Genomic DNA, 11,946 nt, shown 5'->3' with positions numbered 1-11,946 from the left:
AGTCTCACGATAGGATCAGCAGTCCAGTCGCGGGATAGCTGGCCCCATTCGCGCTTGAGGGAAGCGCCGGCAGCGTAGGTGTCGGAGTGAGCAACTCGATCTTGCCATCTTGAAGCAAAACAGTATCTTCGACTTTCCCACCACGAATGCTCGGGTTCCACGCGAAGACCTGGTTGTTCACAACCTTGTCCGTGCCCGTAGGAGTAGCGACCCATTCGCGCTCAATATATCCAGTAGCGCCACCCTGGTGATGCAACTGTTCATCGCCCGGGAATCCGTTCGCTGCATAGGCCTCTCTGGCAACCTGAAAGAGTTCCGCAGATGTCGTTCCGACCCTCGTAGCATCCAGCAAAGCCGCATTCACCTGCGCTGAAGCGGCAAAGCGCTCCTGCAACTCAGTCGGTGCCGCACCAAAATGCACAAAGCGTGTAATCGATACAGTCAGTCCCCACTTGCGCGAGCACAGGTTGATCATCGCGTACTTGTTGATCTTCTTACCCCGCGCCACAGCATGCTTGTACTTCACGATGCGTTCATCGGCAGCCATCAGATACACCGTGGGCAGAATGCCGCGCTTGAGCAGCGCCGCGGAAACCTGCGCTTCCATATCGAACTCAGTCATGCCGGGCTGCAGCAGCGGCAGCACTTCGCTGACAGCATCCGCAGTCTGAGCACCGAGCCAGCGAAAACGTGTAATCTCCGGCTCCTGCAACGCCGTGCGCAGCGGGTACAGATTGGCATGAGCAAAGCCCGGTATCGGAATGTCGGAAGCAACCTGGCCCCGCGCCATTTCGAGGGCAGTCTGATCCGTCTCGTTGGCGTACCACGGGAAGATAACCGGCGTAAAGTCCAGCTCACCAAACTCCTCGTCATGCAGCCGCGGAGCTTCATTCGCGGTGGTCAGATAATGCCGCCCGCCTTCCTTCGTGATCAGCAGCGCCGCAACGCCAGTCTCGGCAGTCGTGCGCACGCGCACCTCAACCGCGCCGCCGGTGATCCATGAGAGATTCTCATTGCGCTTGAGCAGAATGCCATCGAGCCCTTCGCTGTTGAGCCATTCAACAACCTGCTTGTGCTTGAACTCAAGCTCCGCGTTCCATGCTGCTTCCTCGACGATCGTTGTGTCATTGACGATAAGGCTCTTGCGAATACGAGTGCTCATTGAGACATTTACCTTTCCTGCTGCTACTCAGTGCAACCATTATCTACGAACGAAGCGCGAAGGCCGCCCGAACTAAGGAGGCAAAAAATGGGCGCTGACCGGATAAGTCAGCGCCCAGGAGACAGCTTCAAGACTTAGGCTTCGAGATCGCCGTGATAGTAGCTTTCCCAGCCGAGATAGCGCGTCGCCGCTTCATGCAGCGCCTTCGACGTATCGCTGAAGTTCGCAGCCACATGATGCTCGAATCCTTCGCGGCAGATATACTTCAGCAGCTTCTGCAGATTCGGAATCTCCGCCACACCCGCGCCGCCAAAGGTGGTCAGCGGATCATCGGTGAACTTGCCCGCGCCCACATAGCCGCGCACAATGCCGTAGCGGTCGTCGGTCGAGAAGCGCGCATAGCTCATCACGCCGCTCTTCACGCGTCCCACGCATGTGCCAAAGGTATTTTCCTTGCCCACAGTGCCGGCAATGATCTCCTGGAAGTCCATCTTCACTTCGTTGAAGAAGTGCTTCGGCAGGTTGGAGCAGTGGAAGCAGACGCACTTGTCAGGATTGCTGCCGTAGTTGTTGTTCCAGTCCAGCAGCGCAGAAGGCGTGCCAGAAGCCAGCGCCAGCATGTGCATGCTCAGCGTGCCCGGTACATCGACTTCGCAGGCCGAGGGGATCAGGTCGTTCGACATCATGCTCATGATGGTGCAAGGCACAACGCCGAAGTATTCTTCCAGCGAAGTCCAGCACTGCACAGCGCTGATCGTGACCGAAACTTCCTTCATCCAGCCATCGATCACAGCGCCCAGCTTGGACATCTTGAGCAGCGCGGCTTCCGGGATGCCGGAGGTCGTCACATACTTCTTGATCGCCGCCAGCTTGGCCTGCGCTGAATCATCCATGTCGCCCATCTTGTTGATGCGGCCAAGAATCTCGGATAGATCGATGGGGATGATGGAGATGCCGCTGCCTTCGTAAATGCGCTCGGAGTAGCGAACCGTATTGAAAGCCTGCGGACGCGCGCCAATCGCGCCGATGCGCAGATTCTTCAGTCCCTTCACCACGCGGCAGACCGCGCCAAACCACGCAAGATCCGAAGTGAACTCAGGCGAAGTCAGCGACTCGGTGTGCAGCGTCGTGAGCGAGTAGGGAATGCCATACTGCATCAGGTTGTTACAGGCGCTCATCTTACCGCAGAAGCTGTCGCGGCGCGTTGCAATCGTCATTGCATCGCTCTTGTCCGGAGTAGCCTGGACTAGCACTGGAACCTTCAGGCCGGAGAGACGAATCGCATCGACAATACCGCGCTCGTCACCGAAGTTCGGCAGCGTAACAATGATGCCATCGATCACGTCGGCGTGCTTCTTGAAGAGCTCAGCACAGGCCTGCGCCTCGGCGAAAGTTTCCACTGCGCCAAACTTCGACTCCTGTGCGGAAAGCACAACTGCCTTGGCCCCTGCTGCTTCAATGACCTTGATGATCTCGTCGTGCCCGCTCTTCGCGAGAGAGTCGGGGAAGAATCCGCGATTGCCTACCACTACGCCGTAGGTCATTATCCGTTCCGCTGCCATGAGTATTGCTCCTTAAGTATGTGTGGATCGCTGCAGGCGTGCCAGCCGATCGGTGAATGAATAAGCCGGTAAATACCGCCGCCAGGCAGTCAGCTAAGCCTTGCCGGGCCGGAAGCGCAGTGAGTAAAAGATGCCCAGGATCAGCATCAGAGCGCCCCACCAGACCGGCGCATGCAGTTCCTTCAATACCACGTTGGCGAGGTTGCCCGTCACGAGCTCCCAAATGCCGTACGCCAGAATCAGCACGCCATAAACGGTAAGCAGCACGCCAATGAAGAACCAGATTGAGATTTCTGTCGAACCTGTATTCGATTCCATGTTGCTACTCCTTACCAGAAGATGATGTTCAGTCCGAGGAACACAACCACCGCGATAGCAGCCCAGTAGTACTCGTTTTTGTAGAAGGGAACGGGCTCTTCCACCGGCAGCTTGGTCGCACCGTAGACCAGGCCATTCAACTCAGCAGCCGGTCGCGCTGTCGTCAACATGCTGATGACAAATGTAACGATAACCGTGGCGCAGAAGGACCACAGCGCCCGGTACATGTTCTCCGCCATATCGCGTGCGTAAGGCGAGACAGCGACATAGCGCAAAGCCGAAGGCTCGAAATGTACCCATGCCCAAAGACCAATCGAAGTAAGCGTGCCCACCAGCAGCCCCCAGAAGCCGCCCTGCCGAGTCGCCCGCTTCCAGAACATGCCCATCAGAATCGAGCCCAGCAGCGGTGCGATAAAGAAGCTGAACAGCGCTTGGACGTAGTCCATGATGCCCTTGGCGTTCATGACGAGATAGGCAGCGCCGATCGAAACAACGACGCCGAGAATCGTCGCCCAGCGGCCCACCGCAACATAGTGCGAATCCTTAGCCTTCTTGTTGATCAGCGGCTGGTAAATGTCGTAGGTCCATACCGCAGCAAAGGCGCTGACGTTGCCCGCCATGCCGCTCATAAAGCCTGCGATCAGCGCAGTGATGCCAAGGCCCAGCAGACCAGGGCTGCAATAACGCACCAGCATAAGCGGCAGCACTTCGTTGTAGCTGTGCAGATGCTGCGCAGCGTGAGTGCTCACATAGTCTTCGCCGAAGAGCTGCATGTGCGTGCCGTCAGCGTTCTGCAGGACGACAAGGCCAAGCAGACCCGGCAGGATGACGATGAAGGGAACCGCCATCTTGAAGAAGGAACCGATCACCGGAGCCATGCGCGCCGAGCGCAGCGAGTTCGCAGCAAGCACACGCTGCACGACCAGGAAGTCCGTCGTCCAGTAACCGAAGCTGATGGCAAAGCCCAGGCCGAGAATAATGCCCGTCCAGTGCACGCCCATCGGGTTGTCCTGGAAGTGGCCAAGGTTGCTCCACATATGCAGATAGTTTCCTGCGGGGATGGCTCCGGCTGCGATGTTGGCGGCGATCTTTTCCTTCAAGCCGCTCCAGCCGCCGGCTTCCACGAGGCCCAGGATCGGTACCAGCAGCGCGCCGCCCCAGATGAGGACAAACTGCAGCACTTCGTTAAAGATCGCCGAACGCAGGCCGCCCAGCGCAACATAAGCCGCAACCGCGAGCGACGAAACAACGATCGAGAAGGTGATATCCCAGCCCAGAACCACCTTCATCACCAGCGCCATCGAGAACATGTTCACGCCGCTCATCAGGATAGTCATGAAAGCGAACGAGAAGGCGGCAACGATGCTCGAACCCTGCCCAAACCGCAGCTTCAGGTATCCGGGCACCGAGTGGGTCTTCGACACGTAATAGAACGGCATCATCACGATGCCCAGGAACAGCATCGCCGGCACCGCGCCGATCCAGTACCAGTGCGCGGCCAGAATGCCGTACTGGTACGTCGATCCCGCCCAGCCCATCAGCTCCAGCGACCCCAGATTGGCGGAAACGAAGCTCAGGCCCGCGATCCACGCCGTCATGTCGCGGCCGGCCATAAAGAACTCTTCGCTGGTATTAGCCTTCTTCTTCAGGTAGAAGCCGATCCACATCACCATCGCGAAGTAAATCACGATCACCGCGATGTCGAGCGGGCTGAGATGGGCCAGCGAAGGCACACCGACTGCCAGGGCGGCTGAGCGAGCCAGCGCGCCGGCGTTAATGGAGGTTACTGCAAATCCAAGCATTCGATCACCTGAGTGAGAGTCTTCCGTTCGGGGTAATCCGGGTTGAAGCGAGATGCGACCCTTAGTAAATGGCTTTATCTCAACATCTGTCAAGCAAAATACAGCGTCTTCCGTAGACGATTGCGTGCCCGTAAGATTTTCAGGTAACGCGGTCCGCCTGTAGCGTGTCACGCGACGAAATCCCAATCGCCGGATAGAACAGAGAGGTGCCGGAAATCTGAGAAATCGTTTACCGACCAAGATTAGCACGACTTCCCCAGCACTTTCGCCCCCGAAATAAATCTTTCCAATTTCCTCCTTGTCTTACCCGCTCCCGGACGCTACCTTGAAGTATGGAACTCCCCCACACGATTCCTGCCTATTTTCCACTCTCGTTCCATCGCGCTCTTCGTGTGCCCTCCGCACACGTTTTCTTCGTACTTCGATCCCACGTACTTTGATCTATAGGAGCTCTACCGATGTCGAAATCCAATCTCGATCCTGCAGCTTGTAGTGGCCTATCCCGGCGTAATTTCATGCGGTTTGCCGCGGCCACGTCCGCGTTTGCTTCTGTATCCGGTCTGACGGAAGCGCATTTTGCGATGGCCCAGCGGCCAAAGTTTCTCGACCCCAACAAAGGCATCCACATCGACGCCAACGAGAATCCCCTCGGACCCTCCGAGCCGGCCCGCAAGGCGATGGCAGCCATCACCCCCATGGGCGGCCGCTACGACTTCCCCCTGCAGATCGATCTGATCGAGACCTTCGCCAAGCAGAACAACCTGGATCCGGAAACGATCATGGCCTATGCCGGATCGGGAGAGCCGCTCCAGTATGTCGTCCTGGCCTTCACTTCGCCGGACAAGCCCCTCGTCACCGCCGACGTCACCTTTGAAGCCGCCTGGTGGGCCGCGCAGGGCGGAGGCGCACAGGTCATCAAGGTTCCGCTCGCCGACCCGACCGGCGCAGCCATGCACGACCCCAAGGCGTTGCTCGCGGCCTCCGCCAACCCCGGCGTGATCTACGTCTGTAACCCGAACAACCCGACCGGCACCATCACCCCGCGCAAGGACATCGAAGCCATCGTAGCCGGCGCGCCCAAGGACACGGTCATTCTGATCGATGAGGCGTACATCCATCTGTCGGATGCTCCGTCCTGCCTCGACATGGTCAAGGACGGCAAGAATGTCATCATCCTTCGCACTTTCTCGAAGCTCTACGGCATGGCCGGTCTGCGTCTCGGCTTCGCCATCGGCAAGCCGGAACTGATGAAGAAGCTCAACTACTTCGGCCAGAACTCGCTGCCCATCACCACCATCGCCGCAGCCAAGGCCAGCCTGATCGACACCACACTGGTGCCGAGCCGCAAGAAGATCATCGGCGACATTCGCGAACAGAACCTGGCATGGATGAAGAGCAACGGTTACGCGGTCACGCCTTCCCAGAGCAACTGCTACATGGTGGACGTGAAGCGCCCAGGCAAGGAAGTCATCGCAGCCATGGCAGCCAAGGAAATCTACATTGGCCGTGCCTGGGAAGCGATGCCGACCTGGGTCCGCATCACCGTCGGCACCAAGTCGGAGATGGAAGCCTTCCAGACCGCCTTCAAGCAGGTCATGAGCACGCCATCATCGGCGACCGCAGGCCTCAAGCCGGCTCCGCTCCACGAACGCATGCGCGAAACGCCCTTCACCTACATGTCGTAACCGCTTCACAGAGCAAAAGTAAAGCCCCGGCGATCGGCCGCCGGGGCTTTTTTCTGCGCGTGAGCATCGGACAGAAGTGAAAGGGCGCCCGGATCGCTCCGGACGCCTTTCTTTTTTGGTTGAGTCAGACTAGAAGATGATCTTCAGAGCAAGCTGCGTATTAAATGGTTCACCAGCGCCGATGCCAGGTGCGCCGTTCCAGTCGCCGATCGTGTCGTAGAGCTGGAAGTCGCCATTGGTTGCGGTGTTGGGGTTCAGTCCGGAGAGCGGCGCGAAGTTGGTGCGGTTGAAGAGGTTGAACATCTCCACGCGGAACTGCGCCGTGACCTTTTCTCCGATCTTTGTGTTCTTGAAGACCGAGAGATCCACGTCGCTGTAGCCGGGGTTGACGTAGGCGTTGCGGCTCGAGGTACCGGCGAAGGATCCCACCGGGCCATCCTCGAAGGCGGCCGCATTGAGCCAGTTGCCATTCACCTTTTCTTGTTTGGCGCCGGCGTAGGGGCTACCGATCTGAACGGCGCGCTGCGTGCCTTCGCCGGTGCCGCTGTTGTCAGACGAGCTCAGGACGGAGAAGGGAATACCGCCATGGAAGGTAAGCAGGCTGTTGACTTGCCAGCCGCTGGTAATCGCCTTCCATCTACGCCCGTCGGGGACGTTGTAGGTGACCAGGCCGGTGAAGATGTTGCGCTGATCGAAGTCGCTCGGACCGTAGTCGCCCTTGAAGTTGGTGCTGTCCTGAGGCAACGCGCCGCGGTATGCGGTCACGTCGTCAAAGGCGTGCGACCAAGTGTAAGCGCCCTGGAGTTCCAGGCGATGCCAGTTGGAAATACGCAGTGTTGCCTGCAGCGCGTTGTAGTTGGAGTCGCCGATGCTTTCGATCTGGTTGATGACGCTGTAGTTGGGAAACGAGCTGAAGTAGGGACGGGCTGCCTGCTGTGCCGCAGTCGTTGCGTACACGCCGGGAGCAGATTGGTTGATATCCAGGATCGAGAGCAGGTGACGGCCCTGAGTCCCGACATAGCCGACCTGCGCCACAGCCTTTTCACTGATGCTGTACTCGACCTGCAGGTTGTAGTTCATGTTGTGTGAGGGCTGGAAGTTCTTGTTGATGGAGAAGACGCCGCAGGGTTGCGACACGGTGCAGGTGACTGCGCCACCGCCGCCTGCCGTAAACGGATTCACGCCGGAGGTGATCGTACCTCCATTGGACAACGCGATCGTGTGAACAGGATTCTTGCCGGAAGGGTTGCCTTCCACGCCGTTCGGCGCGCCGTTGCCCGGCCGGTTGTCCAAGAAGGGATTCAGGTTTGGCGTGTCAAAGTAGAGGCCAGTTCCGCCTCGGAACACCAGTTTGGGTGACAACTGGTAAGAGAAGCCGATACGGGGGCTGATGTTGGTGTACTTCTGGTTGTACAGGGAGCTGATCTGGTTGCCTTGGAAGGCGATGCCGTCGCCGCCAATCGAAGGACGGAAGACCGAAAGATTCTGGTACTGGTTGTGGAACGGGCCCTCATAATCCCAGCGGATGCCGTAGTTCAGATTCAACTTCGGCGAGAGCTGGAACGAGTCCTGCGCGTAGATATCAAATGTTTTTACAAACACCTGACGGTCGGGGTCGCCGTAGGCGATCGAAGCGGAGTGGAAGTCACCCAGCAGGAAGTCACCAAGGGCTTCTGCATAGGTCGGGTTAGCGACGTTGTCCGGGACATTCCAGCTATTCTGGCTGCCGTCAAAGGTGAACGAGCCAACCGCGTGGCGATGATAGAACTCATCCAGTTGTGCCTGGCGATACTCACCGCCAAACTTGAACTGATGCTTGCCTACGACCCACGAGAGACCATCGGTTAAGTGGCCGGTGATGTCATTACGGCCCTCGGGAGGAGTCTCGCCCGTAGCTGCAAACTTTCCGATGCTGATGTTAGGAGCGTTCGTGTATGGCGCACCGGTGATCAGGCCCGTGCCGGCAATATCAAAGCCGGTTTGCGCGTCGTTAAATACCTGGTTGAAGTAGTTCACACCAGCCAGAACCTGGTTGGTCAGCGTCGGCGTGAAGATGTGGTTCCAGACAACCGCGTAGTTAAACACATGCAGCGGCGCGATTTCGTAGTAGGCAGGAATCACCGATCCCACTGGTGCCACCTGGTTACCCTGACCACCGAAGCCATGCGCCGTGATGGTGTCCTTTGCAGAGAGTACCCAGTCAATCTTGACTAGGCCGTTATAGCTATACCCAAACTCCGGTACCGGGCTAATGAAGTTGTTCGTCGTTGCCGGCGCGCTGTTGATGCTGGAAGGGTACAGCGTCTGCAGCAGGCTCACCGCAACCGGGTTCGGAGTGATCTTGGTTCCGTCTCCATACGTAAGGTTGTTCTCGACATAGTTGACCCACGCGGTCGACGGCACGGTGCCTTCAGAAGGCACACCGATCACGAAGCGCTGCTTCTCAAACGTTGCAAAGCCAAACAGCTTGTCGCGAATGATCTTGTCACCCACCGAGAAGCCAAGGTTATAGTTCCGCACTTCCTGCTTTTTGATCGGCGAACCGTTTGCTTCCTCGTTCGCCTTCACAAACGGCGAGATAGCGCCCAGTGCCTCATTGCGGTTGTAGTAATAGGCCGACCCGTGCAACGTGTTGGTACCCGACTTCAGCGAAAGGTTCACGCTGCCGCCTGGGTTGCGGCCTGCCTCAGGTGATGCCTGCGTTTGCACTGAGAACTGCTCTACCGCGTCCAGCGGCAGAACGATACCCGCGATGCCGGAAACACCGCCCTGGTTCACGGCCGGAATGTTATGCCAGAGATCGTTGTTGTCGATACCGTCGATCTGCCAGTTGATCTGGTTGGCGCGCGTACCGTTCAGCGAACCGTAACCGCCAGCGCCGGAGTTGGCGAAGCCCGGTGACAGCGTAACGAACTGCGTGAAGTCGCGTCCGTTCATCGGAGCGTCATTCACGCTCTTTTCACCGATCACGCTGGTCTGCGTGGTCGTTGTCGTATCCAGTGAAAGAGCGGCCGCCGATACCTCGACAGTCTCGGCGCCTGAGGCAACTGAAAGCTTGGCAGGCAGAGTGTAGATCGAGCCAGCTTTCACTTCGACTCCGTCCCACTTCTGGGTCTTGAAGCCCGTTGCTTCTACTTTCACCGTGTAAACGCCCAGTGGCAAATCCTGGAAAGTAAACTCGCCGGCTGACGAACTGATTGATTTGTGGGCAGCATTGGTCGACAGCTCCAGTGCTTCCACCGAGGCGCCCGCCACGGCCGCTCCAGACGGATCTGTGACGGTGCCGTTGATGCCACCACGAAAGGTTTGAGCGAGCGCTCCCTGGGGCAGTGCCCATAGGAGTGTCAGCAGCAGAGCTGCGGACATGAGGAGATTACGAAGACTACGAAACTTCATGCGTACATCCTCCAAAAGGCTTTCAAGGTAAGGATTTCCTGTTCGCTTCCCGGAAAAGAGTAGGAATCGGATGCGAAACTGCCTGTGCGCAAGCGCGCACGCGACGGGGTTTAATAATTGTCTGGGTATCTACAACAACAAGAATGGAACAGCAGTCTGGGGGATTCCATTCACAAACATAGTGATACTTCGATGAAAATTGCAAGATAAAAAGCCTTGCCTATCGACCTACTGCGGCTCCGTATGATAGGGCGGTATAAGTTTCTTTTATTCCGATTACTGAAACGAAAGCCGTTAAGCAAAGGTAGAAGCAAATAGTTCTGTTGCACTATTCTCATCCGCTGTCTGCTCCCATACGCGAACCATCAGCTCGCCCGCCGCATGCTCAAAGAAGCATGTGACCGAGTCGGGTGTGCGCGGCAGAACGCAAAAGTCAGCCGCCTCCACAGCCGCAAATGGGACGGTCATGGAGCACGGACGCGGCAACGCGGACTTGATCGTACCGGCAATCATATTGGCGATTTCGCGAGTCGCGTCCAGCGTATCGTCATGCAGCACACACTCGACCGGCTGCATGAGCATGGCGGAAGTAGCCAGCAGTGCAAGCCCTCGCGAGAGCCGCACTTCAATCCGGCCACTCCACACGCCCGAGAGGTTGCAGCTCCCAACAACGTGCTCCGTGCCGATACACCGAACCTCCAGAGCATCCTCGCCACCCAGGCGAATTGCCTCCATGGGCATCGCCAGCATCTGCTCCCAGAACTGAGCGTTCGCCTTGCAGATACTCTCCTCGGTAATCAATACGGTCATAGAGTCCCTTGTCCGCAGTCCAGCGTCCAGGCCGGCTCAGGCCAGCTCACGTTGCGCACAGCCGTCAGCGCGCAGCTCAGACATGAGCGCATACTCATCCGGCTACTGGATCTATCGGGCAATTCTGGGAGTTCTTTAATGCAGAGGGCTCAAGCTTCGTCCAGCGGGTGCGCAGCATAGTGCAGCAGCACAGCCACGGCGCAGGAAGTGAGACGCGTAGCCGCTGAGTCCGCGCGGCTGGTAAGAATCACCGGCACCCGCGTGCCCAGCACAATGCCCGCAAGTTGCGCACCACCCAGATACTCCAGCTGCTTGGCCAGCATGTTGCCAGATTCAAGATCCGGCACCACCAGAATGTCGGCCTGCCCCGTGACCGGAGAAACCAGGCCCTTGATCTGCGCAGCCTTGGCGCTGACCGCAGTGTCAAAAGCGAGCGGCCCATCGAGAATGCCGCCGGTAATCTGGCCGCGTTCGGCCATCTTGCACAGTGCGGCAGCATCAAGGGTAGATTTGATCTTCGGGTTCACAGTCTCAACGGCAGAGAGCAGCGCCACCTTGGGCTCGATGATTCCCAGCGCATGCGCAAGATCGATCGCATTCTGCACGATATGAACCTTGTCCTCGAGCTCCGGCTCAATGTTGATCGCGGCATCGGTGATGAGCAGCGTGCGCGCATACGCAGGCGTGTCCATCACGAATACATGCGAAATACGCCGCGTCGTGCGCAGACCCGTCTCCCGCGCCATGGCCATCCGCATCAGTTCATCCGTGTGCAGGCTGCCCTTCATCATCGCCTGTGCGCGACCGTCACGACACATCGCAACACTCAGTTGCGCAGCCTGCTCTTCGGTTGCCGCTTCGAGAATCGGATAGGCAGCAATGTTGATTCCGACCCTGCCGGCAAGAGACTCGATTTCAGCGCGCGGGCCAACCAGCGTCGGCACAATCAAACCAGCCTCGGCAGCCTCGGTCGCGCCGCGCAGAGCCACATCCGAGAGCGGCCAGCAGACCGAAGTGGTAATCGCAGGCAGATCCTTGCAGCGATCCAGGAAGCGGTGAAAGACGTGAAAGTCCGCAGGATGCCCAACCAGAGGGTCAAGCGCGACGGATTCTCCCAGCCCAGCCAGGTCGTTAACGGTCTTGCTTGCTGATTTACTGCTTAAATCGCTCATGGGCAGGCTCTCCTTGCAGGCACCATCTGCCCTTGCAGG

8 protein-coding genes are annotated in these 11,946 nt (G+C 58.1%); 1 reads left to right on the top strand and 7 read right to left on the bottom strand.

All coding sequences use genetic code 11. The annotated features are described in order from the left end of the window. Nucleotides 1–4: 4 nt before the first annotated feature. The 4 genes from AC5S27_RS19625 to AC5S27_RS19610 form a co-directional block, all read right to left on the bottom strand. The gene (locus tag AC5S27_RS19625; RefSeq protein ID WP_493936253.1) at nucleotides 5–1,162 is read right to left on the bottom strand and encodes a M24 family metallopeptidase; all 1,158 of its coding nucleotides are present in this window, start codon (nucleotides 1,160–1,162) and stop codon (nucleotides 5–7) included. A gap of 134 nt (nucleotides 1,163–1,296) precedes the next feature. Next, nucleotides 1,297–2,724, bottom strand: coding sequence for an L-fucose/L-arabinose isomerase family protein (locus tag AC5S27_RS19620; RefSeq protein ID WP_493936252.1), 1,428 nt, complete (start codon nucleotides 2,722–2,724; stop codon nucleotides 1,297–1,299). Between the two features lie 93 nt (nucleotides 2,725–2,817). Further along, on the bottom strand, nucleotides 2,818–3,042 hold the full coding sequence (locus AC5S27_RS19615) for a hypothetical protein (RefSeq protein WP_493936251.1): 225 nt from the start codon (nucleotides 3,040–3,042) through the stop codon (nucleotides 2,818–2,820). An 11-nt stretch (nucleotides 3,043–3,053) separates the two neighbouring features. Continuing rightward, nucleotides 3,054–4,844: a sodium:solute symporter family protein gene (locus AC5S27_RS19610; RefSeq protein ID WP_493936250.1), complete on the bottom strand. Its 1,791-nt coding sequence runs from the start codon at nucleotides 4,842–4,844 to the stop codon at nucleotides 3,054–3,056. Between the two features lie 458 nt (nucleotides 4,845–5,302). Here AC5S27_RS19610 and AC5S27_RS19605 point away from each other — a divergent pair, with 458 nt between their 5' ends. Then, complete coding sequence (locus tag AC5S27_RS19605) at nucleotides 5,303–6,529, top strand: pyridoxal phosphate-dependent aminotransferase (protein ID WP_493936249.1); 1,227 nt, start codon at nucleotides 5,303–5,305, stop codon at nucleotides 6,527–6,529. Between the two features lie 129 nt (nucleotides 6,530–6,658). Here AC5S27_RS19605 and AC5S27_RS19600 read toward each other — a convergent pair whose 3' ends face one another. From AC5S27_RS19600 to AC5S27_RS19590, 3 genes are all read right to left on the bottom strand, one after another. Then, nucleotides 6,659–9,925 carry a TonB-dependent receptor gene (locus tag AC5S27_RS19600; RefSeq protein WP_493936248.1) on the bottom strand — a complete coding sequence of 1,089 codons (3,267 nt, stop codon included), beginning with the start codon at nucleotides 9,923–9,925 and terminating at the stop codon, nucleotides 6,659–6,661. A gap of 294 nt (nucleotides 9,926–10,219) precedes the next feature. Then, on the bottom strand, nucleotides 10,220–10,735 hold the full coding sequence (locus AC5S27_RS19595) for a chemotaxis protein CheX (protein WP_493936247.1): 516 nt from the start codon (nucleotides 10,733–10,735) through the stop codon (nucleotides 10,220–10,222). A 149-nt stretch (nucleotides 10,736–10,884) separates the two neighbouring features. Further along, the gene (locus tag AC5S27_RS19590) at nucleotides 10,885–11,907 is read right to left on the bottom strand and encodes a bifunctional enoyl-CoA hydratase/phosphate acetyltransferase (protein ID WP_493936246.1); all 1,023 of its coding nucleotides are present in this window, start codon (nucleotides 11,905–11,907) and stop codon (nucleotides 10,885–10,887) included. Nucleotides 11,908–11,946 lie beyond the last annotated feature (39 nt).

It is taken from the genome of Acidicapsa borealis, assembly GCF_059115245.1.
Note: the sequence above shows the minus strand (reverse complement) of the source record. Positions and strands in the feature narration are given on the sequence as shown.